The sequence below is a fragment of the Rhodopseudomonas sp. RCAM05734 genome, from assembly GCF_052658035.1.
Genome location: NZ_CP199742.1, coordinates 4,725,449 through 4,749,737, shown reverse-complemented (window position 1 = coordinate 4,749,737; position 24,289 = coordinate 4,725,449). Strand labels below are relative to the sequence as shown.

Annotated in this window: 32 protein-coding genes and 1 tRNA gene; 14 read left to right on the top strand and 19 right to left on the bottom strand. The window is 63.3% G+C overall.

What is annotated here, in order from left to right:
- The first annotated feature begins 11 nt into the window (after nucleotides 1-11).
- From glpX to recJ, 5 genes are all read left to right on the top strand, one after another.
- Complete coding sequence (gene glpX / locus ACUXVA_RS22420) at nucleotides 12-1,007, top strand: class II fructose-bisphosphatase (protein WP_265078315.1); 996 nt, start codon at nucleotides 12-14, stop codon at nucleotides 1,005-1,007.
- Between the two features lie 9 nt (nucleotides 1,008-1,016).
- On the top strand, nucleotides 1,017-1,463 hold the full coding sequence (locus ACUXVA_RS22415) for a GNAT family N-acetyltransferase (protein ID WP_265078316.1): 447 nt from the start codon (nucleotides 1,017-1,019) through the stop codon (nucleotides 1,461-1,463).
- A 78-nt stretch (nucleotides 1,464-1,541) separates the two neighbouring features.
- Nucleotides 1,542-2,261 carry a haloacid dehalogenase type II gene (locus ACUXVA_RS22410; RefSeq protein WP_265078317.1) on the top strand — a complete coding sequence of 240 codons (720 nt, stop codon included), beginning with the start codon at nucleotides 1,542-1,544 and terminating at the stop codon, nucleotides 2,259-2,261.
- A 1-nt stretch (nucleotide 2,262) separates the two neighbouring features.
- The gene (locus tag ACUXVA_RS22405) at nucleotides 2,263-2,412 is read left to right on the top strand and encodes a hypothetical protein (protein ID WP_265078318.1); all 150 of its coding nucleotides are present in this window, start codon (nucleotides 2,263-2,265) and stop codon (nucleotides 2,410-2,412) included.
- Between the two features lie 226 nt (nucleotides 2,413-2,638).
- A complete protein-coding gene (gene recJ / locus ACUXVA_RS22400; RefSeq protein WP_445488178.1) occupies nucleotides 2,639-4,477 on the top strand; it encodes a single-stranded-DNA-specific exonuclease RecJ in 1,839 nt (612 codons plus the stop codon).
- Between the two features lie 163 nt (nucleotides 4,478-4,640).
- Here the strand turns inward: recJ and ACUXVA_RS22395 are convergent, their stop codons facing one another.
- Both ACUXVA_RS22395 and ACUXVA_RS22390 read right to left on the bottom strand, forming a co-directional pair.
- Entirely contained in the window at nucleotides 4,641-5,876 is a 1,236-nt protein-coding gene (locus ACUXVA_RS22395) for a lytic murein transglycosylase (protein ID WP_265078320.1), read from the bottom strand.
- A 59-nt stretch (nucleotides 5,877-5,935) separates the two neighbouring features.
- Nucleotides 5,936-6,403 carry a MarR family winged helix-turn-helix transcriptional regulator gene (locus tag ACUXVA_RS22390; protein ID WP_265078321.1) on the bottom strand — a complete coding sequence of 156 codons (468 nt, stop codon included), beginning with the start codon at nucleotides 6,401-6,403 and terminating at the stop codon, nucleotides 5,936-5,938.
- Nucleotides 6,404-6,578: 175 nt separating this feature from the next.
- Here ACUXVA_RS22390 and ACUXVA_RS22385 point away from each other — a divergent pair, with 175 nt between their 5' ends.
- A complete protein-coding gene (locus ACUXVA_RS22385) occupies nucleotides 6,579-7,043 on the top strand; it encodes a carboxymuconolactone decarboxylase family protein (RefSeq protein WP_445488175.1) in 465 nt (154 codons plus the stop codon).
- Between the two features lie 205 nt (nucleotides 7,044-7,248).
- On the opposite strand, the gene efp is transcribed toward ACUXVA_RS22385, so the two are convergent.
- A complete protein-coding gene (gene efp, locus ACUXVA_RS22380) occupies nucleotides 7,249-7,815 on the bottom strand; it encodes an elongation factor P (RefSeq protein WP_265078322.1) in 567 nt (188 codons plus the stop codon).
- A 135-nt stretch (nucleotides 7,816-7,950) separates the two neighbouring features.
- Between efp and epmA the strand changes: the two genes are divergently transcribed.
- A complete protein-coding gene (gene epmA, locus ACUXVA_RS22375; protein ID WP_265078323.1) occupies nucleotides 7,951-9,003 on the top strand; it encodes an EF-P lysine aminoacylase EpmA in 1,053 nt (350 codons plus the stop codon).
- Nucleotides 9,000-10,091, top strand: a complete 1,092-nt coding sequence (locus tag ACUXVA_RS22370) for a lysine-2,3-aminomutase-like protein (RefSeq protein ID WP_265078324.1) — start codon at nucleotides 9,000-9,002, stop codon at nucleotides 10,089-10,091. The genes epmA and ACUXVA_RS22370 overlap by 4 nt, the downstream gene beginning before the upstream one ends.
- Here the strand turns inward: ACUXVA_RS22370 and ACUXVA_RS22365 are convergent.
- The 8 genes from ACUXVA_RS22365 to ACUXVA_RS22330 all read right to left on the bottom strand — a co-directional run bounded on the left by ACUXVA_RS22365 (nucleotide 10,073) and on the right by ACUXVA_RS22330 (nucleotide 18,532).
- The gene (locus ACUXVA_RS22365; RefSeq protein WP_445488171.1) at nucleotides 10,073-10,717 is read right to left on the bottom strand and encodes a hypothetical protein; all 645 of its coding nucleotides are present in this window, start codon (nucleotides 10,715-10,717) and stop codon (nucleotides 10,073-10,075) included. The genes ACUXVA_RS22370 and ACUXVA_RS22365 overlap by 19 nt on opposite strands.
- 27 nt (nucleotides 10,718-10,744) lie before the next feature.
- The gene (locus ACUXVA_RS22360) at nucleotides 10,745-11,320 is read right to left on the bottom strand and encodes an HdeD family acid-resistance protein (protein ID WP_265078327.1); all 576 of its coding nucleotides are present in this window, start codon (nucleotides 11,318-11,320) and stop codon (nucleotides 10,745-10,747) included.
- An 84-nt stretch (nucleotides 11,321-11,404) separates the two neighbouring features.
- The gene (locus ACUXVA_RS22355; RefSeq protein ID WP_445488169.1) at nucleotides 11,405-12,439 is read right to left on the bottom strand and encodes a PrsW family intramembrane metalloprotease; all 1,035 of its coding nucleotides are present in this window, start codon (nucleotides 12,437-12,439) and stop codon (nucleotides 11,405-11,407) included.
- A gap of 140 nt (nucleotides 12,440-12,579) precedes the next feature.
- Nucleotides 12,580-12,969 (bottom strand): hypothetical protein, encoded by a 390-nt coding sequence (locus tag ACUXVA_RS22350; RefSeq protein ID WP_445488167.1) that lies wholly within the window; start codon nucleotides 12,967-12,969, stop codon nucleotides 12,580-12,582.
- A gap of 361 nt (nucleotides 12,970-13,330) precedes the next feature.
- Nucleotides 13,331-13,654, bottom strand: a complete 324-nt coding sequence (locus tag ACUXVA_RS22345) for a DUF3240 family protein (RefSeq protein WP_265078330.1) — start codon at nucleotides 13,652-13,654, stop codon at nucleotides 13,331-13,333.
- Nucleotides 13,651-16,728, bottom strand: a complete 3,078-nt coding sequence (locus ACUXVA_RS22340; RefSeq protein WP_445488165.1) for an efflux RND transporter permease subunit — start codon at nucleotides 16,726-16,728, stop codon at nucleotides 13,651-13,653. The genes ACUXVA_RS22345 and ACUXVA_RS22340 overlap by 4 nt, the downstream gene beginning before the upstream one ends.
- Nucleotides 16,728-17,867 (bottom strand): efflux RND transporter periplasmic adaptor subunit, encoded by a 1,140-nt coding sequence (locus tag ACUXVA_RS22335; protein WP_445488163.1) that lies wholly within the window; start codon nucleotides 17,865-17,867, stop codon nucleotides 16,728-16,730. The genes ACUXVA_RS22340 and ACUXVA_RS22335 overlap by 1 nt, the downstream gene beginning before the upstream one ends.
- Nucleotides 17,868-18,034: 167 nt before the next feature.
- Nucleotides 18,035-18,532 (bottom strand): hypothetical protein, encoded by a 498-nt coding sequence (locus ACUXVA_RS22330; protein ID WP_445488161.1) that lies wholly within the window; start codon nucleotides 18,530-18,532, stop codon nucleotides 18,035-18,037.
- 326 nt (nucleotides 18,533-18,858) lie between these two features.
- Between ACUXVA_RS22330 and ACUXVA_RS22325 the strand changes: the two genes are divergently transcribed.
- Nucleotides 18,859-19,482, top strand: a complete 624-nt coding sequence (locus ACUXVA_RS22325; protein ID WP_445488159.1) for a tetratricopeptide repeat protein — start codon at nucleotides 18,859-18,861, stop codon at nucleotides 19,480-19,482.
- A gap of 73 nt (nucleotides 19,483-19,555) precedes the next feature.
- On the opposite strand, the gene ACUXVA_RS22320 is transcribed toward ACUXVA_RS22325, so the two are convergent.
- Both ACUXVA_RS22320 and ACUXVA_RS22315 read right to left on the bottom strand, forming a co-directional pair.
- Nucleotides 19,556-19,690 (bottom strand): hypothetical protein, encoded by a 135-nt coding sequence (locus ACUXVA_RS22320; protein WP_445488157.1) that lies wholly within the window; start codon nucleotides 19,688-19,690, stop codon nucleotides 19,556-19,558.
- Nucleotides 19,691-19,912: 222 nt separating this feature from the next.
- Nucleotides 19,913-19,987, bottom strand: a tRNA-Glu gene (locus ACUXVA_RS22315).
- A 307-nt stretch (nucleotides 19,988-20,294) separates the two neighbouring features.
- On the opposite strand from ACUXVA_RS22315, the gene ACUXVA_RS22310 reads away from it, so the two are divergent.
- Both ACUXVA_RS22310 and ACUXVA_RS22305 read left to right on the top strand, forming a co-directional pair.
- Nucleotides 20,295-20,549, top strand: a complete 255-nt coding sequence (locus ACUXVA_RS22310; protein WP_265078335.1) for a PilZ domain-containing protein — start codon at nucleotides 20,295-20,297, stop codon at nucleotides 20,547-20,549.
- A gap of 33 nt (nucleotides 20,550-20,582) precedes the next feature.
- On the top strand, nucleotides 20,583-20,735 hold the full coding sequence (locus ACUXVA_RS22305; protein ID WP_265083917.1) for a hypothetical protein: 153 nt from the start codon (nucleotides 20,583-20,585) through the stop codon (nucleotides 20,733-20,735).
- 15 nt (nucleotides 20,736-20,750) lie between these two features.
- Here the strand turns inward: ACUXVA_RS22305 and ACUXVA_RS22300 are convergent, their stop codons facing one another.
- The 6 genes from ACUXVA_RS22300 to ACUXVA_RS22275 form a co-directional block, all read right to left on the bottom strand.
- Nucleotides 20,751-21,398, bottom strand: a complete 648-nt coding sequence (locus ACUXVA_RS22300; protein ID WP_265078336.1) for a glutathione S-transferase family protein — start codon at nucleotides 21,396-21,398, stop codon at nucleotides 20,751-20,753.
- Nucleotides 21,399-21,554: 156 nt separating this feature from the next.
- Complete coding sequence (locus ACUXVA_RS22295) at nucleotides 21,555-21,698, bottom strand: hypothetical protein (RefSeq protein ID WP_445488155.1); 144 nt, start codon at nucleotides 21,696-21,698, stop codon at nucleotides 21,555-21,557.
- Nucleotides 21,699-21,731: 33 nt separating this feature from the next.
- Complete coding sequence (locus ACUXVA_RS22290; RefSeq protein WP_265078338.1) at nucleotides 21,732-22,181, bottom strand: VOC family protein; 450 nt, start codon at nucleotides 22,179-22,181, stop codon at nucleotides 21,732-21,734.
- A 185-nt stretch (nucleotides 22,182-22,366) separates the two neighbouring features.
- Entirely contained in the window at nucleotides 22,367-22,540 is a 174-nt protein-coding gene (locus tag ACUXVA_RS22285) for a hypothetical protein (protein ID WP_265078339.1), read from the bottom strand.
- Between the two features lie 56 nt (nucleotides 22,541-22,596).
- On the bottom strand, nucleotides 22,597-22,794 hold the full coding sequence (locus tag ACUXVA_RS22280) for a hypothetical protein (protein WP_265078340.1): 198 nt from the start codon (nucleotides 22,792-22,794) through the stop codon (nucleotides 22,597-22,599).
- Nucleotides 22,795-22,901: 107 nt separating this feature from the next.
- The gene (locus ACUXVA_RS22275; RefSeq protein ID WP_265078341.1) at nucleotides 22,902-23,069 is read right to left on the bottom strand and encodes a hypothetical protein; all 168 of its coding nucleotides are present in this window, start codon (nucleotides 23,067-23,069) and stop codon (nucleotides 22,902-22,904) included.
- Nucleotides 23,070-23,373: 304 nt separating this feature from the next.
- Between ACUXVA_RS22275 and ACUXVA_RS22270 the strand changes: the two genes are divergently transcribed.
- The 3 genes from ACUXVA_RS22270 to ACUXVA_RS22260 all read left to right on the top strand — a co-directional run bounded on the left by ACUXVA_RS22270 (nucleotide 23,374) and on the right by ACUXVA_RS22260 (nucleotide 24,272).
- Nucleotides 23,374-23,580, top strand: a complete 207-nt coding sequence (locus ACUXVA_RS22270; RefSeq protein WP_265078342.1) for a hypothetical protein — start codon at nucleotides 23,374-23,376, stop codon at nucleotides 23,578-23,580.
- 68 nt (nucleotides 23,581-23,648) lie between these two features.
- On the top strand, nucleotides 23,649-23,990 hold the full coding sequence (locus ACUXVA_RS22265) for a DUF6719 family protein (protein WP_445488152.1): 342 nt from the start codon (nucleotides 23,649-23,651) through the stop codon (nucleotides 23,988-23,990).
- Nucleotides 23,991-24,053: 63 nt separating this feature from the next.
- A complete protein-coding gene (locus ACUXVA_RS22260) occupies nucleotides 24,054-24,272 on the top strand; it encodes a DUF3606 domain-containing protein (RefSeq protein ID WP_265078344.1) in 219 nt (72 codons plus the stop codon).
- Nucleotides 24,273-24,289: the final 17 nt, after the last annotated feature.

The window sequence follows — 24,289 nt, the reverse complement described above, 5'->3', positions numbered from 1 at the left end:
GAGTTTCGCCGATGTCGACCCATATTTCCGTGCCTCCGCAGCAATTGCTCGAGCGCATCCTGACGCTCGAAATCGTGCGTGTGACGGAGCGTGCCGCGGTGTCGGCGGCGCGGCTGCGCGGCCGCGGCCTGGAAAAGGCCTCGGACCAGGCGGCTGTCGATGCCATGCGGCGGGAGCTCAACAAATTGCCGATCGACGGGACCGTCGTGATCGGCGAAGGCGAGATCGACGAGGCGCCGATGCTCTTCATCGGCGAGAAGGTCGGCAGCACCCACGGCCCGAAGGTCGACATCGCCGTCGATCCCCTGGAAGGCACCGTGTTGTGCGCCAAGAACATGCCCGGCGCCATCGCGACCATCGCCATGGCCGACGGCGGCACCTTGCTGCACGCACCGGACTGCTACATGCACAAGATCGCCATCGGTCCGGGCTATCCCAAGGGAACCGTGGATCTCGATGCATCGATCGAAGACAACATCCGCTCGCTGGCCAAGGCCAAGGGCGTCAAGCCGTCGGAGATCACGGCCATTCTGCTCGACCGCCCGCGTCACGCGGAAATGGTCGCGGCGATCCGCAAGCTCGGCGCTGCGGTCAGCCTGATCAGCGACGGCGACGTGGCAGGTGTGATCCATACGGCCGAGGCGCGGACCGGCATCGATATCTATTTCGGCAGCGGCGGTGCACCCGAGGGCGTGCTCTCTGCGGCCGCCTTGCGCTGCATCGGCGGCCAGATGCAGACCCGGCTCATCATCGACAGCGAGGAACTGCGGGAACGCACGCTGAAGATGGGCATCAAGGACGCTAAGAAGAAATACGAAATCGAGGACATGGTGCGGGGTGACTGCCTGTTCGCGGCCACCGGCGTGACCACCGGTTCTCTGCTGGAGGGCGTCAAGTTCGGCAAGGACGTCATCGAGACCGATACGGTGGTGATGCGTTCGGTGACCGGTACCGTGCGCTACATCAAGGCGGAGCATCGCCAGCTCGAGAAATTCCACCTGGATTGAGTAGCAGACATGACCGAAGTCGTGATCCGCCCGGTCGGCGCCGATGAGCGCGCCGCCTGGGAGCCGTTGTGGAACGGCTATCTAACCTTCTACAAGGCGACGCTGCCGCAGATCGCCACGGACACCGCCTGGGCGCGGTTTCACGATCCCGCCGAGCCGATGTTCCTGCTCGGCGGCTATGTCGACGGCAAGCTCACCGGCATCGTGCAGTATCTGTATCACCGCTCGAGCTGGACGGTCGGCAACTACTGCTATCTGCAGGACCTGTTCGTCGCCGACGGCGCGCGCGGTCTCGGCCTTGGCCGTAAGCTGATCGAGGGCGTCTATGCGGAGGCGAAGGCCGCCGGCTGCAGCCGCGTGCACTGGCTGACCCAGAACGACAACGCGCAGGCGCGCATCCTGTACGATCAGGTTGCCGATAATTCCGGCTTCATGCAGTACCGGAAGATTCTTTAAGCCGTCGTTCCGGGTTCGCTCGCGCTCCGGAATGACAGCGTGGGTGCTATCAACGAAAAACAAATCAGGGAGCGAACCATGAGCGAGATGCCCGACGTCAAAGCCCTCATCTTCGACGTGTTCGGCACCGTCGTGGATTGGCGCGGCAGCCTGATTGCCGATTTCACGGCATGGGGCAAAACCCGCGGGATCACCGCCGACTGGGCCGAACTGGTCGATGCCTGGCGGCAGGGGTATGCGCCGTCCATGGACCGGGTGCGCCATCATCCCGAACGCGGCTTCGTCAAGCTCGACACGCTGCACCGGCAAACGCTGGAAATGCTGGTGGCGAAGTTCGACATCAAGGGCCTGACCGACGCCGACCTGAGCTACATGACGCTCGGCTGGCACCGGCTGCATCCGTGGTCGGACTCGGTCAGCGGTCTGACGCGGCTGAAGTCAAAATTCATCATCAGCCCGCTGTCCAACGGCAACGTGGCGCTGCTCACCAACATGGCGAAATTCGCAGGTCTGCCGTGGGACCTGGTCATGAGCGCGGAACTGTTCGTGCACTACAAGCCGGATCCGGAATCCTATCTCGGCGCCGCTGCATTGCTGAACCTGAAGCCGGAACAGGTGATGATGGTGGCCGCCCACAACAACGATCTCGCCGCCGCGCAGGCGCTCGGCCTGAAGACCGGCTTCGTGCCGCGGGTGACCGAATACGGCCCGCACCAGAGCCGCGATTTCAAGGCCGATGGCGCCTGGGACGTGGTGGCGGAGGATTTTAACGACATGGCGAAGCGGATGGGGTGCTGAAGTGTCGGAACGAAAATCCGACGCCAAAGTCATTCAGGACCTGAGCGACATTCGTGCTCGGCTTGATGCGATGCCGACCAAGAAGAAGCTTGTGATCCTTGCTATCGGCCTTTTCATCGCGGCGTCGATTTTCCGTCATTTTGGGCTCTGAACGCGTCTCCAGCACACTCCACCGTCACCTCCAGCCGAAACGCAACTGCGTTTCGGCTGGAGGTGCCGTCGCTCTTGCGACGGCCTCGAAGGATGGGCCGCGCGCTCGTTGCCGCATCCTTCGAGGCTCGCAAGGGCTCGCTCCTCAGGATGACGATATCTGAGATGAAGATCGCTCGTTTCGGACGGTTTGCCTCGCCGCTGCTTCGTGCTTATGTCCCGCCATCATGACGCCCCCCATCAGCCTTCCCGTTGAATCCCAGCCAGCATTTCTTGGCGTCGCCTTGTCGGCGACCGGTAAGACCTGGCGCGACCGGGTCGACCAGCGCGGCGCGGCGCGGGCGCTGGCCATGGTGCAGCGCTATCAGCCGCCGGAAATGCTGGCGCGGCTGCTGGCTGGACGCGGCGTCGAACTCGACGCTGTCGAGGATTTTCTCGATCCGACCATCCGCAAGCTGATGCCGGATCCGTTCACCGTGACCCAGATGGAAGCCGCCGCGATCCGCATCGCCGATGCCGCCGCCAACGGCGAGAAGGTGGCGATCTTCGGTGACTACGACGTCGACGGCGCGACGTCTGCGGCGCTGCTGGCCTGGCATCTGCGCCATTGCGGGCTCGACCCGCTGATCCATATTCCCGATCGCATCTTCGAGGGCTACGGTCCCAACGTCGACGCCATCACCATGCTGGCCGGCAAGGGCGCCACGCTGCTGGTGACCGTGGATTGCGGCACTACCAGCTTCGAACCGCTGGCGGAAGCGCGGAAGCTCGGCATGTCCGTGGTGGTGATCGACCATCACCAATGCGGCGACGACCTGCCGGAGGTCGACGCGCTGGTCAATCCAAACCGCCCGGATGACATCTCCGGCCTCGGCCATCTGGCTGCCGTGGGCCTTGTCTTCATCACGCTGGTGGCGGTCAACCGCGAACTGCGGAGGCGCGGGTTCTGGACGCCGACCATGCCGGAACCGGACCTGCTCGGCATGCTGCATCATGTGGCGCTCGGCACCGTCGCCGACGTGGCGTCGCTGACCGGCCTCAACCGCGCCTTCGTCGCCAAGGGACTGATCGCATTGCGCCGCCGCGACCATGTGGGCCACACCGCGCTGATGGATGTGTCGCGCCTCAGCGGTCCGCCAGAGGCTTGGCATCTCGGCTTCATGCTGGGGCCGCGCATCAATGCCGGCGGCCGCATCGGCCGCGCCGATCTCGGCGTGCAACTGCTGCTCGAAGGCGACATTTCCGAAGCCGCGCGCATCGCCGCCGAACTCGACCGGCTCAACACCGAGCGCCGGGTCATCGAGCAGATGGCCGAGGCGCAGGCCGAAGCCGAGGCGATGGCGTCACTGGGCCTTGAGGACAAGGGCTCGGTGATCGTGACCGCGGCGGAGGGCTGGCATCCTGGCGTGGTCGGGCTGGTGGCGTCGCGGCTCAAGGAAAAATTCGCGCGGCCGGCCTTTGCCATTGCGCTGGAGCCGGGCGGCATCGGGACGGGGTCGGGCCGTTCGATCTCCGGCGTCGATATCGGCAAGGTGGTCCGGCAGGCGGTCAAGGAGGGCATCCTGATCAAAGGTGGCGGCCACGCGATGGCAGCGGGCGTCACCTTGCGCAAGGAACGCCTCGCCGAATTCCGTGGTTACATGGAAGCGGCGTTGGCCGGCGACGTTGCCAAATCGCGCAACGAGAAGGAGCTGTTCATCGACGGCGCCGTCACCGCGCGCGGCGTCACCACCGATCTGGTGAACACGCTGAACCGTGCCGGGCCGTTCGGCGCCGGCAATCCAGAGCCGGTGATCGCGCTGCCGTCGCACCAGTTGGTCTATGCCGACGAGGTCGGCCAGGCGCATCTGCGGCTGCGCTTCAAGTCGAGTGACGGCTCGATGGTCAACGGCATCGCGTTTCGCTCCATCGGCCAGAAGCTCGGCAATGCGCTGCAGGCGAACCGCGGCCAGGTGCTGCATGTGGCGGGGTCGCTGACAGTGGACCGCTGGCAGGGCGCGGAGCGCGTGCAGATGCGGGTGATCGATGTGGCGGTGCCCGACGAGGGGCCGGCGAGGATCAGGTAGCTCGAAATAATTGTGGGTGCCGATGACGGTGCCCCAATCGCCGCTGTCGTCCTCCGCGCAAGCGGGGGACCAAGTATACGGCAGCGTTCCGGCTCGATCACCAGCACCTGCGTCTAGTGGGTCGCCCGCTTTCGCGGGCGATGACAGTCGCGCTTTGTGTGGTCTACGATCCCTGCCGCAACCTTGCCAGCACCTTCAGCCCGCCATAGCCGTCGGCCGGCAGCAGGCCCATCTTCAACTGATAGTCCTTCACCGCCTTCATGGTGTCGTTGCCGACGCGGCCGTCGGTGCCGCCGGTGTCGAAACCGGCGCGGGTGAGACGGGTCTGTATTTCCTGCACTTCGGCCAGCGTCAGGATGCGCTCGGAACCGGGGAACGGCTGGATGAACGGCGGGCTGCCTAAGATGCGGTCGCCGAGATGGCAGATCGCCAACGCGTAGTTCATCGACGGATTGTAGCTGCGCACCGCATAAAAACCCTGGCCGAGCAGGAAGGCGGGGCCGCCCGCTACCGGTACCCACAATTTGGCGCTGGCGCCCGGTTGCGGGAACGGCTGGCCGTCGGCGCGGGTGACGCCGGCGGCCGACCATGCGGCGAAGGTGCGCTTCGCATCGGACGAGGTCGCACCGACAGCGCGGACCTCATAGCCCCAGTGTTCGCCGCGCGGATACTTGCCGCGGTTGACCAGGAATTTGGCGCTGGAGCCCAGCGCATCGTCGGGGCGGCCAAACGGCGACACCTTGCCATCGCGATCATAGTCGATGCCGACATTGAGCCAGACTTCCGGCATCCACTGGGTATGACCCATGGCGCCGGCCCAGGAGCCGCGCATTTCGTCCGGTGTGCCCCAGCCCTTGTCGACGATCTTCAGCGCGTTGATCAGCTCGGTTTCCCAGTAGGCGCGGCGCCGGGGCTCGTTCCAGGCCAGGGCCGCCAGCGCCGGAAACACCGGCCGCATGTGGTTCTGCTGCACGATGGGATCGCCATAGGCCGACTCCACGCCCCACAGCGCCAGCAGCGTGCCGCGTTCGACGCCAAAATCCTGCTCGATGCGTCCGAACAGCGCCGCGTTCTTCTTCAGCGCCTCCTTGCCGGCGATGATGCGCCAGTCGGAGGCGCGGCGGTTGACGTATTGCCAGAGCTCCTCATGGAATTCCGGCTGTTTCTGCATCGCCTTGAACACGGACATGTCCGGTTCGATGCGGCCCATCACCCGGGCGTAGGTGGCGTCGGACACGCCCTTGGCCAGCGCGCGGGCGCGAAAGCCCTCGCGCCACGCGTCGAAGCCGGCGGGTGCGGCGATCACCGAGGCCGGCAGCGCGAGCAGGGCGCCTGCGCCCAGGCCGGCCTGCAGCATGGCGCGCCGCGACAGCGGGAGACGAGAATCATTCTGGGTCATGGCGGCAGCTTAGCGCCGCGAAAGCGGACGCGGCAGGGACATTGCGTCGCTGGAACCGGTCACCCCAGTTCCGTCGCCACGGCGACAAGCCAGCGCCGCACTGTCACTTCGGTGCGGGCCGACAGGCTGGACGCCAGTCGCCGCTCCAGCGCCATCGCATGGCGGCGGCATTTGCCAAGCAGCACGGTGCCCCTTGTCGTCAGGGTCCATTGCAGGACGCGACCATGCACCGGGTGCGGCGTCTTGCGGATGGCGCCGGCGCGTTCGAGGTTGCGGATGATCTGGCCGACGGTCTGCGGCGTCAGCAGGGACACGCGGGCGAGGTCGGCGCCGGACAGGCCGGGATAGGCCTTCAGCATGGTCAGCACGGCGAATTGCGGCGGGGTGACATTGAGTTCGGAGAGCGCCCGCTCCAGCGTCAGCCGCGCCGCCGCCTGCGCCTGCCGCAACAAGTAGCCGAGATGGCCGGCCTCGCCGCGCTTGCCCATGCCGGGCGAAGGCGGAAGGACGCCGGGCACCGGGGCCATTTTGCGTCCGGTACGTTTTTCTGGGATGACGGATTTTGCCGATTTCCGGACTTTCCCCTTGGCCAGTTTTCGCGACGTTGCAGCGTGTGACCTGTCGGCTAAACTGATCAGCTTGCGCATGGTATAAGCCCACTTATAATATATCAGTGCACTTATAATAAAGGAAATGACGGCGATGTCACTTGCCCATCCCCCGCGCAGCGAACACAAGAATTTCAGTAAACTCGCGCCCGAGCTCGACGCCATGGTGCGCGCGCTCGGCAGCGCCGCGGCGCTGTACGGGCTCGACAAGCAGCCGCTCGAACTGGTGAAAATCCGCGCGTCCCAGATCAATGGCTGCGCGTTCTGCGTGCAGTATCACATCATATTGGCTGAGGGGCTCGACGTGCCAAAAGCCAAGCTGGATCTACTGGCAGTGTGGCGCGAAGCGCCGGTCTATTCGGTGCGCGAACGCGCGGCGCTGGTCTGGACCGAGGCGCTCACATCGGTTGCGAACGGTGTCAGCGACGATGTCTATGCGGAAGCCAGCGCAGAGTTCTCCGAGACGGAGTTGCTATACCTGTCGTCGGCGATTGCCGGCATCAATGTCTGGAACAGGTTTGGCGCAGCCTATCGCTGGACGCCGCCGGCGCGGAAGTAGACCAGGGAGCCACGCATGGCGCGGCGCAAGCTGCGCGGTGCACGCCCCGCTCTCGGTTGTCATCGCCCGCGAAAGCGGGCGATCCAGTAGACGGTGGCGGCACGGCTCTGGCACTGGCAGCGCCGCATACTGGGTCGCCCGGCTGGCGCGCGGATGCGCGCCAGCCGGGCGACGACAGTTGCGTTTGTAGCCGGTCAGTCGCCGCTCAATCCTTGGCGCGCTCGACGTAGGAACCGTCTTCGGTCATCACCACGATGCGGGTGCCCGGACCGATGTGCGGCGGCACCAGGGTGCGGACGCCGTTGGCCAGCATCGCCGGCTTGTAGGATGACGACGCGGTCTGGCCCTTGGTGACCGGCTCGGTATCGACGACTTCCACCGTGGCGCGCTGCGGCATGGTGATGGCCACCGGGACCAGGCCGTGCAGCGACAGTTTCACGGTCATGTTTTCCTGCAGGTAGGGCTCGGCATCGCCGATCACGTCTTTCTGCACGGCCACCTGGTCGTAATTGTCGTTATTCATGAAATGGAAGCCGTCGGCATCCTTGTAGAGGTAATTGAAGTTCTGGTCCTCGATGGTCGCCTTTTCCACCGCGTCCGTGGTCTTGTACCGCTCCGAGATCTTCACGCCGTCGCTGATTCGGCGCATTTCGATCTGGCTGACCGGGGTTCCCTTGCCGGGATGGATGTTCTCGGCGGTCAGAACCACGTAGAGCTTGCCGTCTTGCTCGATCACGTTGCCCTTGCGAATAGAACTGGCGATGACTTTCACAGATATGTTTCCTAGATTTCAGGCCCGGGACCGATCCGGACGATGTCCCGAGGCCAGCGAAGCGGTTTCGGGCTGCAACATACTGATTTCGCCTGATGATGCCAGCCTTTTGCAACTTATTCGGGCGGACCGGCGATGAGCGGGACGAAGCCGCCGTCGCCCTGGTGGGAACCGGGGCGGCACCAAGACCGCCGGCCGTTCCTGCAGGCCCGCGGCGCCATCACCCGGGCGACCCGGGGCTGGTTCGAGGAGCAGGGCTTTACCGAGGTGGAGACCGGCATCCTGCAGGTGTCGCCGGGCAACGAGACCCATCTGCACGCGCCGCGCACCGAACTGACCGACGCCGGCGGCGAACGGCTGCCGCGTTACCTGCGCACCTCGCCGGAATTTGCCTGCAAGAAGCTGCTGGCTGCCGGTGAGGAGAAGATCTTCGAATTCGCTCGCGTGTTTCGTGACCGCGAGCGCGGCGACCTGCATCTGCCCGAGTTCACCATGCTGGAATGGTACCGGGCGAATGCGAATTTTGAAGCCGTGATCGCCGACTGCATCGTGGTGATCGGCCATGCCGCACAGGCGACCGGAACGAGGCAGTTCGCCTTTCGCGGCAGGACCGCCGATCCGTTCGCCGAGCCGGAAATGCTGACGGTCGCCGCCGCCTTCGATAGATTTGTCGCCGTCGACCTGCTGGCGACCGTTGCCCACGGCGATGGCGACCGCGCAAAGCTAGCCGCCGCCGTTGCCGGCAGGGTGCGGATCGCTGACGACGACACCTGGTCCGATATCTTCAGCAAGGTTCTGGTCGAACACGTCGAGCCGCATCTCGGGCAGGGGCGGCTCACGGTGCTGTTCGATTATCCTGCGCCGGAGTCCGCGCTGGCGCGGACCCGGCAGCACGACCCGCGCGTGGCCGAACGCTTCGAAGTCTATGCCTGCGGCGTCGAACTGGCCAACGGCTTCGGCGAGCTGACCGACGCCAATGAGCAGCGCCGACGATTTGTCGGCTCGATGGATGAAAAGCAGCGCCGCTATGGCGAGCGCTACCCGCTCGACGAAGAATTCCTCGAGGCGGTCGCCAACATGCCCGATGCGTCCGGCATAGCGCTCGGCTTCGACCGGCTGGTGATGCTGGCCGCAGGCGCCACCCGGATCGACCAGGTGGTGTGGCAGCCGCCCGCGGGCGAGCGATGAGCAGTCCGATCCGCACGCTTGCCACCACGCTGCGCCAGCCCAGCGAACTGGTCGCCCATGGTCTGGCGCCGGCGGCCGTGCTGCCTGATCTGGAGAAGGTCGCGGCGCGCTATGCGGTGGCGGTGACGCCGGCCGTAGCCGCGCTGATCGATCCCAACGATCCCCACGATCCCATCGCACGGCAGTACATCCCAAGCATGGATGAATTGACCGTTCTGCCCGAGGAGAGTGCCGATCCGATCGGCGACCACGTCCATGCGCCGGTCGACGGCATCGTGCATCGCTACCCCGATCGCGTGCTGTTCAAGCTGGTGCATGTCTGCGCCGTGTATTGCCGGTTCTGCTTCCGTCGCGAGATGGTCGGGCCCGGCAAGGACAACGCGCTCTCCGGCGAGGCCTATGCTGCGGCGCTGGATTACATCCGGACACATCCGGAGATCTGGGAGGTGATCCTCACGGGCGGCGATCCGCTGATGCTGTCGCCGCGGCGGCTCGCCGAGATCACGGCCGACCTCGGGGCCATCGATCATGTCAGGATCATCCGGCTGCACACCCGCGTGCCCGTGGCAGACCCGGCGCGCGTCTCCGCCGAGATGGTGGCGGCCCTGAAGACGCCGGGCGCCACCACCTGGGTGGCACTGCATGCCAACCATCCGCGCGAGCTCACCGCGGCTGCACGCGCCGCGTGCGCGCTGATCGTCGACGCCGGGATTCCCATGGTCAGTCAGTCCGTGCTTTTGACCGGCGTCAATGACGATGCCGCGACGCTGGAGCAATTGATGCGAACGTTCGTCGAATGCCGCATCAAACCCTATTATCTTCACCATGGCGATCTGGCGCCGGGCACCGCGCATCTGCGCACCACCATCGCGCAGGGGCAGGCGCTGATGCGCACGCTGCGCGGCAACGTTTCGGGACTTTGCCAGCCGGATTACGTGCTGGATATTCCCGGCGGTTTCGGCAAGGTGCCGCTCGGTCCGGAATATTTGACGCGAAATCCTGCGGACGATCATGAAGCCGCGGCGGAATCGGGCTATCGTGTCGTTGACTACTGCGGCGATGTTCACGCCTATCCGCCGAAGCCATGACCGGTGCCCATGACCGAGGTAAAGCGTGAACCGCCGGACGATGAGGGCAATCGCGGATTCGAGAACGCGGTGATGCTGGGATTTTTCGTGGTGCTGGTGGCCGCCGGAATCTGGCTGCTCGGCACCATGGCCGACGTGCGAAAGGTGCAGGACTGCTCCGCGCAGGGACGGCGAAATTGTGCGACGATTGACGTTCCCGAGCGGACGCGATGAGATGCAATTGAGAAGTCGGAGAAGCAAAATGAAGAAATGGCTCGTGACAATCGCTTGTCTGACGACGCTGGGAAGTTCGATCGCGCTGGCGCAAGATCTCGACGCGCAATGCGCCGCCGGCCGCGGTCAAGCGCGCGCAGCAGCCGCAGCAGCCGGCCGCGACGGCAGCAGCTCCGGTCGGCCATCGCCAGCCGCGCGCGGGCGACATTCCGTCCGAGACCGGCAGCAACGACCCCGGCAAGATCGACGCCCAGGATCGCGAGCTCGATCGAATGATCAAGGGTATCTGCAAGGGCTGCTGAGCGCTTGCGGTGGCATAACGTGATCGTTGCGCCCGTCCGCTGAGCGCGCGTCTTGTCCGCGACAGCGGCAATGCGCGTGCCGCATAAGCGGCCGACGTGCGCCGTCCCCACGCCGGCTCGCTGCCACTTAGAAATCGATCAGACCTTGTTGCGTGCCGCCAGCGCCATGCCGATCAGCGAGGCTCCGCCGAACACCAGGTTGATGCCGACCAGCAGGCCGATGGCCCAGAGCGCCGAGCCCGGCAGGCCGCTGATGATCAGGAATGCGATCAGGATGTCCATCAGGCCGGCAAACAGCATCCAGCTCCAGCGCTCCGACAGTTCCTTGCGGTGTTGCAGGGCGTACATGATCGAGGCAACGCCCTCCGCGAGGAAGTAGGCGCCGACAACCAGGGTCAGCGTCAGGGTGCTTTCGACCGGCTTGATCAGCAGGACGATGCCGGCGCCGATGGCCAGCACGGCCGAGATCAGCGACCACCAGAAGCCGGGCATGGCCCGTGCCCAGAAGGTCAGCGCCAGACCGGCGACGCCGGTGATCAGAAACATCCAGCCGAGAAAGATGGTCACGGCAATGCTCGCCAGCGGCGGCACGATCATGGCTGCAAGTCCCAGCACCACCAGCAGGATTCCTTCGAACAGGAATGCCTTCCAGTGAGCGCTGACCGTGGTGGTCATTTTGGCCTGCAGGGCGGCGATGTCATCGGGGAGTGTCATGGGGGAGATCCTGGTGCCGTTCCGGGAAGGTGCGGGTGGCATCAACATACCCCGGGACGGCGCGCCGCGGTAAAGATTGTACAGTCAGAAATCGCCGAACGCCGATGCCAGGGCAGGCGCATAACGCCGCAACCTGTTGCGGCCAAGGATATAGGCGGTGGTGGTCAGCAGCAGCAAGGCAAGGCCGATGGCGATCGAGACCAGTCCCAGAGGGATCAGCACGAGCGTCACGTTGCGATCCGGATTGACGAACCAGTGATGGATGGAAGACAGCACGAAGGCAGTACCGACGAAGCCCGCGCCGCCGCCGGCCACCAACAGCGCCCACATGCTGCGCAACTGGCGCAGCCGCTGCCGCGAGGCTTCGCTGCGCGGCGCGTGATGGGCACCGATGCGCCACACCAGACGTGCCGCAAGGAAGATGGTGCCGAACCCGACAAACAATCCGGTCGCTTCCAGCAGGCGGCGCGGTAGCCCCTGGATCTCGGGATATTGCTGCAGTGTCAGCAGCGGCAGGTCGAAGCAGCCGTGCAACGCGACCGGCGCCAGGACGATCAGCGCGGCGGTCTTGATGCCTGCATAGCTGTCGCGGCGATGCGCGCCGAGCGCGCCGCCGGAGCGCGCAAGGGCGATATAGGCGCCGGCGATGATGCCCACGGCACCGTGAAACGGCACGGTCAAGACGCTGCGCAACACGGCGAGCGATCGCCACATCTCCGGGAATTTCACGAGATAGACGAGGTTTTCATAGGCGGCAAAGCCGAGCCCAACCGCCGCGCCATACACCACGGTGTTCATCGGATCGTCGGAACGCGCCCGCTGCGTGGCGATCGCCAGGATCGCCAACACCTTGACGATTTCCTCGGGCGCGGCGATGCCGAAGATCGCATGCAGCAGCATGGCCAGCCACGGATTGCCGCTGAGGCCGGCCATGGAGGCGAAGGGGGCACGGGCGAGCCCGAGCAGCGAAATGCTGATGACTCCGAGCAGGAACGCGGCCCACACCAGCCCGGGCGGCCCCGGCCGCTCGTCGGCAGCGATCACCAGCCAGAGCACCAGCAGGGCTGGCGCAACGGCGGCGATGCCTATGACGGTCGGGAGCGATTCGAGCAGGTTCATCGGAAGAAAATACCGTGTCGCCGACGCGAAGTGTTGAAGGATTCGTGATCCTGACGATGAAATCTCCGCGACCGCGCTTCCCCGGCCACACGAAAAAGGGCGGCCATGGGCCGCCCCTTCGTCTTACATCGCGTCGCCGCTTACTGGCAGAGATGCGGTCGGCCATCCTCGCCGCGGAACACGGTCCCGGGCTGGCAGACAAAACCGTTCTTTTGCGCATAGCTCTGGCTGTAGCGGTAATCGCCGTTGTAGCCGTTGAAGCCATCGTCATAGGCGTAGGCATCGGCGGCGCGGAAAGGCGCCGTCGCGATGGCACCGGCAGCGCCGACGGCACCGCTTACCACGCCGGCAGCAACGTCGGCCGGCCAAAATCCGCTGCTGTCGCGCTGATAGGCGTTGGCATCGTAGGCGCGCTGCGACATCGCATGCTTATGGTTCATGTGCCTGTGGTTCATGTCGCCCGCCAACACCGGGGAGGCGATCAGCGCGGACAGGACAGCGGCTGCGGCGAGAAATTTGATTTTCGTCATGGGCATCTCCTTCGCGGGAATGATGTTGAGCCAACACCCCATGGCGAGAGACGTTCCCATATCGGGAGGGGGCGACTTCAAACGAACGTGAAGTCTTGATCCATCTCAGGCGCAGCTTTCCGCGACGAGCACTGGTCTATTGGATGGATACCCAGGGTGAGGCGGCTGGGGTGCCGCCGACCTCGCTCAACCAGACGTGGCGATTGGCAGTAGCCGCTCCTCGACAAGTTCTGGAATATGCTATTGAAATTGCTGTATAATTTGTATGGATCGCGTCCATTTGGAGCGCTGTCTCATCTGTAACGTCTCCCACTTCGACGAATCGGCTGTGAATGCGCAACGAAGTGGGACTCCGGGCTACTTAAAGGCCAACCTCGTCGATTACGCCGAACTCTATGACGGGCATGATCCAGTAGACGAGTCTGGTTCCTGCGAATGCCGTCTTGAGCCGGGCGAGCAGTTGGGCAGCATCCGGCCTTTCAAGGATGATGCGCACCAGGACCTCGTCGGCATTGCCCTTGACCTGCTCGGCCGTCGAGTGCAGGCGAACCGTCGGGCCATAGCCGGCGCCGTCGGATGCCGTGAAACCAGATACCAGATCGCGCTGCTCGCTAAGATAATCGAACAACTCCTCACGGAGCCTGCGGGCAGCGATCAATGTCAGACAAACCGGTTCACTCCTCACGTAGCCTTCCTCCCAATGCTGCCGAACCGGCGATAGAGGATCGGCAGAAGGATCAGTGTCAAAAGCGTCGACGACAGCAGGCCGCCTATGACCACGATCGCCAGCGGCTTCTGAATTTCAGATCCGGGGCCGGTTGCGAATAGCAAAGGAACCAGTCCGAGCGCGGTAATGCTGGCGGTCATCAGTACTGGCCGAAGCCGGCGCTGTGCACCTTCCAGGACAATGCGATCCTCGGGAACGCCGCGTGCGCGGAGCTGATTGAAGTAGGAGACGAGTACGACTCCGTTCAGAACGGCAATGCCGAGCAGCGCGATAAATCCGACCGAAGCCGGCACCGACAGATACTCGCCGGTCAGGACCAGCGCAAAGACGCCGCCGATGAGAGCGAAGGGGATGTTGACCAGGACCATCAGCGCCTGCCGGATCGAACCGAACGTGGTGAACAGCAGGACGAAGATGAGCCCGATGGCAACCGGGACGACGACCGACAAGCGCGCGGCGGCGCGCTGCTGGTTTTCGAACTGCCCGCCCCAGGTGAGACGATAACCCTGGGGAAGCGTCAGCTCTGCCGCCACCTTCTGCTGGGCAGCCAGGACGAAGCCGACCATGTCGCGCCCCCGAACGTTGGTTCGAACCACGCTCATCCGTGTGCCATCTTCGCGGTCTATCTTGACGGGACCGTCAATCCGCTGAATGCGGGCAACCTGGGAAAGCGCCACGTGCTGCCCGGACGCGAGGGTCAGGGGCAGATTGGCCAGCATGGTCGGCGCCTCGCGGGTCTTCTCGCTGCCGCGCACCAGGATTGGCGTGCGGCGTCCCAATTCCAGCGCTGTGCCGATGGTCCGGCCTTCGATCTGGGTGCGCAGCGAGGCGGCAATCGCGTCCACCGCCAGACCGAGGCGGCCCGCCTCCAGCCGATTGACCACGACCGTGTAATACTGCGCACCTTCGTTCAGCGTCGTATAGACGTCCTCGGCGCCGTCGATCCCGGACAGCATTGCGGACAACCCACTTGCTATCTCATTGAGCTTTGCAATGTCAGGCCCGAATATCTTCACCGCGACGTCGCCACGCACGCCGCTGATCATCTCCTGGACACGCATGTCGATCGGTTGGGTGAAGCTGAGGGACAGCCCCGGAAAGTCGGCGAGGACCCGTCGAAGTTGCTGGAGGAGCACGGCCTTGTCGGTCGTCTTTCGCTCCTCCAAAGGCTTCAAGACCAGAAACGTGTCGGTCTGGTTGGGGCCCATTGGATCGAGGCCTAGCTCATCCGATCCGGTTCGCGCGATGACCCCCGCGATGTCAGGTACCCGCGCCAGAATGGCCGCCTGAAGCTTGCCATTGATAGCGACCGACTGATCGAGATTGATGGACGGAATGGCCTCGACGCTGATGATGATATCGCCTTCGTCCATGGTTGGCATGAATGTCTTGCCGAGCTGGGTGTACGCAAAACCAGCCGCAATGAGGGCCGCCACTGCCGCGACCATCACCTTGCGTTCATTGGCAAGCGCCCACACAAGCGCCGGCGCGTAGCCCCGTGACGCCTGACGGATCAGCCACGGTTCCCGGTGCGGGGCGGCCTTGAGAAGAAACGACGTCGCGACGGGAAGCACGGTAAGCGCCAGCAATAGCGAGGCAGCCAGCGCAAAGATGATCGCAAGCGCAACGGGGATGAACAGCTTACCCTCAAGGCCTTGCAGCGCAAGCAGCGGGACGAAAACGATGATGATGATCATCACGCCGGTGGCGACCGGCTCCAGTACCTCGCACACCGACCGGAACACGATATGGATCAGCGGCGTCGTCTTGCCTTCCTGATCCTTGCTGAGATTGCCCACGATATTCTCGACGACGACCACCAGAGCGTCGATCAGCATGCCGATTGCGATAGCGAGGCCGCCCAGGCTCATCAGGTTGGCTGACATGCCGACCAGGCGCATGACGATCAGCGCGATCATGATCGCGAGCGGCAGGCTGAAGGCGATGACCAGCGACGCGCGCCAGTTGCCGAGGAACAGCAGCAGCAGGACGATGACGAGGATCGTGGCTTCGCCGAGCGCTCGGACTACGGTTCCGACGGCTCGGCCGACCAGCCGGCTTCGATCGTAGAATACGTTGATGGTCACGCTCTTCGGCAGCGACGGTTGAAGCTCCTGCAGGCGCTGACGGACGTCGCGGACAAGCTGGCCGGCATTGGCGCCGCGCAGGCCGAGCACGAGTCCTTCGACTGTTTCGCCGCGACCGTCGATCGTGACCGCGCCATATCGCGTCAGCGCGCCCACCTGAACGCGGGCGACATCGTTGACCCGGATCGGAATGCCGTCCCTGGTATCGACCACGATGGCTTTGATATCGTCGATCGAGCGAATGCTGCCCTCGATGCGGACGAGGGCGCTGTCTTCGCCCTGGTTGACGCGCCCGGCGCCGTCGTTGCGGCTATTGGTCTCGATCGCTCGGCGGAAGACTTCCGACGAAATCCCGCGCGCCGCGAGGGCTTCGTTGAGCGGCACGATCTCGAACGCCCGGACATGACCGCCCAGCGAGTTGACGTCGGCGACCCCCGGAACAGTCCGCAGTGCCGGACGGATCGTCCAGTCGAGCAGCGTCCGACGCTCGGCCAGCGAGAGCTCGGGACTGTCGATCGTGAACATGAACATTTCGCCGAGAGGGCTGGTGATCGGGGCGAGGCCGCCGGTCACGCCTTCCGGCAGATCGCGCGCAATGTTGGACAGACGTTCGGAGACCTGGTTGCGAGCCCAGTAGATGTCGGTGCCATCCTCAAAATCGACGGTGATATCGGCAAGCGCATACTTGGTCGTCGTACGAAGAATCTTCTTGTTGGGCAATCCGAGCAGCTCAAGCTCGATGGGGACCGTAATCCGCTGCTCGACCTCCTCCGGGGTCAATCCGGGCGCTTTCATGATCACCTTCACCTGAACGGGCGAGACGTCAGGGAATGCGTCGATCGGCAGTGTGGGCAGAAGAACGACGCCTGCACCGATGAGCAGAAAGACGCTCAGTGCGACGAACATGCGCTGCGAGAGCGCGAAAGCAACCAGACGTTCGAGCATTACTCGCTGGCTCCGAGCCGCAGCAGGATCCCGCGGAGAGCGGAGATGCCGCTGACCGCCACCTCATCCTTGTCCGTGATCGCGCCCGAGACGACGACGTGATCCTGGTCCTCGGCGACGAGCGTCACCGGCAGCAGCCGAAACCCGCCGTCGATGGCGACAAAGACCGACGCCTTGTCGCCGCGCCGGAAAAGCGCGCTGTAAGGGACCTCCCAGGCACTTTCACCGGAGGAAAGAAACCCGATCCGTACCGCGGCGGTCTGCCCGGGTCGCAGTTCACCGTTGTTCGGTACTTCTGCGCGCACCAGGACGGTCTGGGTCGCAGCGTCCGTTGTTTCCGAAACCAGGATCACCTCTCCCGGCGCCGCGTAGCCGTCGATTTCCACGCGCGCGCCCGGCCGGATGGCGCGGATGCTCGACGCTGGAATTGCGATCTCGACCCACAGGACCGAGAGGCGCGCGAGCTTGACGAGCGGCGCCGCCTGTTCCACCCGCTGGCCCGGAGAAACCAGGATCTCAACCACGGTTGCCGGCTGGCGCGCTGTGACCGAGACCGTCGCTGAAATCGCCGTCTCGCTGGTCAGGCGCGAAATTTCGGCGTCCGGAAGCCCGCTGAGCCGAAGCATTTGGCGTCGTTCCGCAACCGCGATGCTTGCCTGCCGGGCTTCAGCCTGGCTGGTTTCCAGGACGCGTTGCGGCACCGCCCTTCCTTCAAACAGATCGGTGTTTCGCTTGAGCTGCTGCGCCGCAAGAACGTCCTGCGCGAAAGCCTGCAGGTAGTCTCGTTGAAGCGACACGAAGCTCGGGCTCTCAAGGGTGACGAGCGGCTGGCCGGAGTCGACCCGGTCGCCTCGCGCAACCGACAGACTGGTGACCATGCCGGCCACAGGCGCGCTCACGACCCACAATTGGGGCGTGGGGATAACAATCTGGGCGGGATAGGGCAGGGTAAGGTCAGTCCGGCTCGGGATCGGATGAACCACGCGAACGCCCAAGGTCTGTGCCTGCGCGGGACTGACCTTCACCTCCTCCTCAGCGATCGACACGGATGGGAGGCCGATGAGCGCGACCACGAGCACGGCTCGACCAAAGCTGTGCCAGGTGCGCAGGTGCAGGTTCGCTTGACGGAGAGTCTTCATCAATGTCTCATATGCGTGCGATCCAGCGAAACTTGCTGTCGCTGAAATTGAACCGGTCTTGTCAGCTATCGAGCGGTCGATCGTGTCGAGCAAAGTGCATTCGTGCACGCGGTGCCCGGCACCCACGAGCCCGGTCAGGGCCCGCCCGGTGCCGTCCGAGCTTCCTGTCACTCGACAAATCGGCGGCCATTCCAGCGGAGCGCTCTTGTCTGGCCATTGACGCCGGATATCTCGACCAAGGCGGTATTCTTATCGCGAAGCAGTCGAATATCGCGCGCATGTACGGCAAGCACCCGACGGTATTGTCCTTTACTCGCGACATAGACTTCGTGGAGGCATCCTGTCGTGCTGCAGTGAACCGATTTGTTGCCACAACGAAAATCATCAAAATGAAGGGCCACGAGTTCAGCGCCGGGAACGTCGAGATAGAGCGCAAACTGCTGCGCGGCAGCAATCGATCCACCACAGACTGCTTCCCATTTCTGGACGACGGCGCGCAGTCCATGCGGCAGATTCTGGAGATGAGCAGGATTCCAGCGATCCTGGGCTATCCCGCCGTGCGAAAACGCCGGCCGGAGCATTCCCGACAAACAGAGAAACAGGACTGCAATCGTCGTAACGCGCTTCATTGCACTCGTTATGCCTCCAAGGATTGAGTTGATCATGTTTGAGTTTTGCATCCACGGCATGAAGGATGATTGATGCATATCAATAGTAGACCCCAATACATCATTCGCTAACGCGTCGCAATTGCGAGAGATCTTGTTGGACTAGAGGCAGACCATTTGCCGAGGCGAGTTGGCTACTGCCTAGAGCGACCGCGTTCTTGATCCATGTCAGCGATCCATCCGTTGGCGTTTGCCATTTAAGTGCTCTCTGGACGAACTATCCAAGCTTTTCACGACTTGCAGTCGTTGTGATCGGCTGTCCGGTGTCGATCTATCGAAGGGGATTGGACTTGTCGCGAATGGTTTGCAGCAACAGGCGGAGGATGTCGGCGTTCTCGTCGCAATCCGCTGCAACTGCCGCGCTTCTGGCCGTATTCTGGGCTACTCCGACGTCAGCAGTGACGGATGAGGACTGGACCTCCTGCGCCCGCGCCGGCGGGCTCTCCATCGCCCTTCCCATCCGCGGCTGCACAGCGGTGATCGAGGCGGGACAGCGAATGCTGGGCCAGCTCGTTGCTGCATACAATAATCGGGGCGTGGCTTTCAGATCGAACGGCGAAATCGATCGCGCCATTGAGGACTACGATCAAGCGATCCGGCTGCAGCCCGAATACTACGTTGCGGTCAATAATCGCGGGGTGGCCTTCATGAATAAGGGTGAACTGGACCGCGCCATCGCGGATTTTGACCGCACCATTCAATTGAAGCCGGATTATCTCGCTGCATTTCACAACAGAGCGGTAGCTCTCGGGCGCAAGGATCAGTTCGAGCGATCGATCGCGGACTACGATGTGCTTCTCAAACACGACACCAAGAACGTCGCTCTGTTTCACGAGCGCGGTTCGATGAAGGCGAAGATGGGCGATCAAGCCGGCGCCGATGCTGATTTCAGGCGCGCCGCTTCGGCCGGTCCCGGAGCCCCGTGGGAGGCACGGCAGCCGAAATGAGTTTTTCTTGCGCACGACGCAGATGCCCGTCGAGCCGAAAAAAGCCGTCGAACTCGACGGTCGGGTTGTGTCACTACAGCGAGAAGTTGTGGGCGCGGCCGATAAGTTGAAGCGGCTCTATCGGATGGTCGAGGAGGGCGTTGCCGAACGGGACGATATCGTGAGCGATCGAATCGCGAGCCTGAAGCTTGATCGCATACAGGCTCAAGCCGCTCCTCCAGCAAAATTCATCTGGCAGCAATCGGGCAATTCGACCGAACCATGCGCGACAACATCGCCAACGGAGAGGTTCCGTTCCGCAAATCTTACCTTCGCGCGGTCATCGACCGTATCAAATGGACGACCACAGCATCGGATCGTCTGGGATAGCGCTACAGTAATTGCTGGAAAAAGCGTCCCTGCGGCTTCTGTTCGCAGTTTTGAACGCAAGTGGTGCTCCCTAGCGGAATCGAACCGCTCTCTCCACCGTGAAAGGGTGGCGTCCTAACCGATAGACGAAGGGAGCAAAAACGTTGGCTGTCGACCGGACCGGGGTCCGAACAGGCCGCTGTTTCGCTAGGCGTATCACGAATAAGACCGCGTAATCAATGGATTGACGTTGCGATCTGGTTCGTGGCTGCGCCCCGTCGGGAAACGACCGACCGCAGCGGGCGAACGTATAGTGACGTTTGCGCGGGTCGGCAAGTCGTCTCCTGCAGCTATGTGCAGGGGTGTTAACAGCCCGGCGGAGCGCGGCATTTCCCGTCTTTCCGCCGTCATGGCAACAGATTCGTAAACCCTCAAGGTGTAGCGATGCTTATCGGGAGTGTGCGATGGCGATCACCAAAAAACGGGACGTGCGGCGGTCGGTTCAGCAGGCCGGCTGGATTACGCTGGATGGCGGATTCGCGGCGCGCCAATGCACCGTGCTCGATCTGTCGTCCACGGGCGCCAAGATCATCGTCGACGATCCGCAGTCCGTCACGGCACGGGTGCGGCTGGCGTTTTCGCGGGATGCACGAACCGGGCGCATGTGTGAAGTGGTGTGGCGCCGCGGCAAGACGCTGGGCGTTCGTTTCGTCGCCTAGGTTGCGAATCGCGATGAGCCGAACGAGGCCGATGTGACACCGGATATCCTGATTCCCGTCCTGATGGGCTGTGCGCTGTTGTGGTGGGTCAGCCGCGGCATGAGCTGGAGCACACGGCTTGCGGTGGCAGCCGTCACCCTTGTGATTATCGTCGGCGTGCTGCTGTTCGAGCGCTCGATCCGGTAGCGCGGTCCACCACGATCAGGACATCGGTGGCGCGACATATTCCTGAAAGCCGGGACGGCGGGAGATCGCGTCGAACCAGCGCGCGAGATGGGGCAAAGCCGGCTTGTGCACGCCCTCGACCCCGAACCAGCGGCGCGCATAGGTGCCGAGTGCGAGATCGGCCAGCGTGAAGCTCTCGCCTTCCACCCTGTCGCGGTTGGCCAGGTGGGCATCGACGATACGCCATTGCGCCGCCGCCACATCCGCAGCCTGCTGCATCGCGGACATGTCGCGCTCTGCGGGCGGTGTCCTCACCAGCCCCCAGAACAGCGGGCGTTCGATGGGCTGCAGCGTCGACAGCGTCCAGTCCAGCCATCGCTCCACGCTGGCGCGCAGCCTTGGCGCCGATGGATACAACGTCGTGCCTGCTCCATGGACGAGGGTCAGATAGCGCATGATGGAATTGGATTCCCACAGCACGAAATCGCCGTCCACCAGGGTCGGGATACGGCCGTTGGGGTTCATTGCCAGATAATCCGGTTGATCGTTGCGGCCGTACTGCATGCCTGCGTCGATGCGGTCGAAGCGGAGGTCGAGTTCGCTGCAGCACCACAGGACCTTCTGTACGTTCACCGAATTGGCGCGGCCCCAGATCCGAAGCGATATTGCGGGAGCGTCGGACATGCGGCACCTCTACGGACGACAACGGCATTGTGTCGCGCCACATTAGGCGCGGATTCGCGCGTTGCCGAGAGCGGCCGGAGCTTTCGCCAGTGGACCCGCACAAGAAAAAAACAGGCTCCGCGATGCGGAGCCTGTTGTCGTCTGAAGCAGATGTGCTCAGCGACCGAAGAACAGCCAGAGCAGAATGATCACCGGAATCGGCACACCCAACAACCAAAGCAAAAGACCGCGTCCCATCGTCGTTTCTCCATGAAAGCCAGTATTGCAATCAAGAACGCCAGCTATTGCTTCCGGTTCCATCATGCATCGACGAATGGGAGGAGGTTCTGTCGCCTACCAGTGCCCGGTGTTGGCCATTGACGACCATGGCTCCTGCGGCGGCAGCGCATCGCCCTTCTGCAGCAGTTCGATGGAATGCAGGTCGGGCGAGCGGACGAAGGCCATCTGGCCGTCGCGCGGGGGCCGGTTGATGGTGATGCCGAGCTTCATCAGGCGGTCGCACGTCGCGTAGATATCGTCGACCTCATAAGCGAGGTGGCCGAAATAGCGGTCCTCGCCGTATTTTTCTTCGTCCCAATTGTAGGTGAGCTCGACCAGCGGCGCGCCGCGGCCCTCGACCCGAGCCAGCAACGCTTCATCATCGGCGGCGCACAGGAAGACCAGGGTGAATCTCGCCTTGTCGTTGTCGATGCGCCGGACCTCCTTGAGGCCGAGCGCATCGGCGTAGAATTTGAGGGCGACATCCAGATTGCGGACGCGGAGCATGGTGTGAAGATAGCGCATGAACTGACCTCCTTCGGCCGATGATGATCTCGTGGCCGGATGCCGCTAGATAGCAGCAAAAAGGAGGAAAGGGCAGGCGCAGGGGATGCGTGGCCAGGTCTGATGCAGACAGCAAAAGGCCCCGCCAGTGGGATGGCGGGGCCTTTTAGTTTCGCTTAGTCGATGACGAGAACACTTGGAGATGTTCAGGGTCTCAACGTGCGATCGAAGGAGTCGTTCCAGTCGATGTTGCGAACTTTTTCGATGGTCGCCTCGTAATGATCTTCGCGCGCACGCTGGAACCGGGCCTGGGTCTCGCGGAACTCGGCCACCCGTCGCGCAATCGTGTCGCGTTCGGCGGCAATGCGGTCTTCATTCATGCGCAATCTTTCGTTTCAAGCCCCGACGTGTTTATCGGAATCGATTGGGGCGCCAATCAGGACAGTGAAGATGTCCGTGGATAACTCCGCTCCGGGGCCGGATGCGTCGGGGTTTCGTCCTCGATCTCCGCGTCGCGTCTGAATCTCCCAGCAATCTCCGCAAATTCCCGCCGCAATTCCGCGGAGACCATCGTTGCGGCCATGCGGTCGGCGAGTTCGGCCTGGGCTTTCAAATATTCGCTCCAGACATTCATGCGAATGCTCCCATAACAAGGCCCGCCGCACGGATCGTGGGGCGGGCCTTGTTTTCGACGAAAGGCGATCTGCAAAAACAACGGCGTAGAACCCAGAACGTTCCCGCCTATTCGGCGGGCTCGGCTCCAAGGGCCTCTTCGAAATCCCGCATCCGTGCCGCAATCCATTCCGTGTCGCTGGAACTCAGCATCAGCATTTCCCGCTCCGCGCGGCGGCAGAATTCAGGATTCGGATCGATGCTCTTCCAGAATTCAACGCGGGCCTGCAAATCCATGGCGTCCCTCCACTCGCTTATCCATGTGCCGAAACCGGTGCCTGAGCGAAGCTGCATATGACTTCACGCGACGGCCTTTCGTTCATGTTTTGTTCTAGTTGATCCCGGTCTTGATGTCCAAAACGAGTCGGACCTCAGCGGCCGTTTCGGATCGGCCGGGACGCTGCGTTGCGGCGCTGCCTCAGTTGGTCACAATCTGCGCTGCGACCGCTGCGGCCGTTTGAACGCCGTCGCGACCGTCGCTATAAACAGTGAATGCACCGGCGCCGTTGGTTTTCCGGGCTATTCATGCAGGAACGACCGAATGAGCAAGCAGGCAATGCGCGAAGAGGCCGAGCGCCTCATTCGCGAGACGATGGCGCGCAAGGCCCTGGTGGTGAAGCAGGGTGACACGCGCATCGAGACCAAGTGCGGCAAATGCGGTGCGCCCAATCGCGTCTCCGCCGCCAAGGGCGTGTCGCGCGTGACATTCGTCTGCAAGGAATGCGGACACAAGCAGGAGACGCTCTGACCCGGGCCTTCGCCGTGGATCGCCAAAGCGACTCGCGGGCAGCCGTCAGATGTGCATGATCATCGCCATTGTCCGTCGTGACGGAAGGGCGAACGAAAAAATCTCAGGGACGCGAAACCTTAACCCATCGGACGGTATTTATTGCTGCCGGCTGTTGGGGACGCGAGATGCGCAAGGTTGTATTCGGGGTGTTTGGGTTAGTGGTCGTGGGAACGACACCGGGGTTTGGGCAGAACATTCTGAAAGCCGAGCCGTTCGTTCTGGCTCCCTATGAGGTCGTACTGGTGGAGGACGGCTCCTGCTCGGCAGGAAAAATCCTCAAGGTCACCGGGGCAATCCGAGGGTTGAGGCGCCGCAAGGCCTGCATCCCGGCCGCCGGAATTCAGGCATCGCTCGGCGTTATCCAATAGAGATTTTTCCAACCGCGTAAACGCTCCGTTAATGCTGGCGCCGCCGCGGGCTCGACGACCGCCATGGCAGTGGTACGTTTCGGCATGATCCGTCTTGCCCCCGTGTCCACCGTCCTGGCATCCAATCGCGGCATCATGGCGCCGCCGGTGATCGACGTCCGCGACGCGTCGCAGCGCGATTACTGGTCGTACCGTCTCAGCGTTTCCCAGAACGACCTTTCGGCGGCGATCACCGAGGTCGGTCCCTCGATTGCTGCGGTCAGGCGTCATCTCGGCAAATAGCTGCCAGGTTGTGCCGG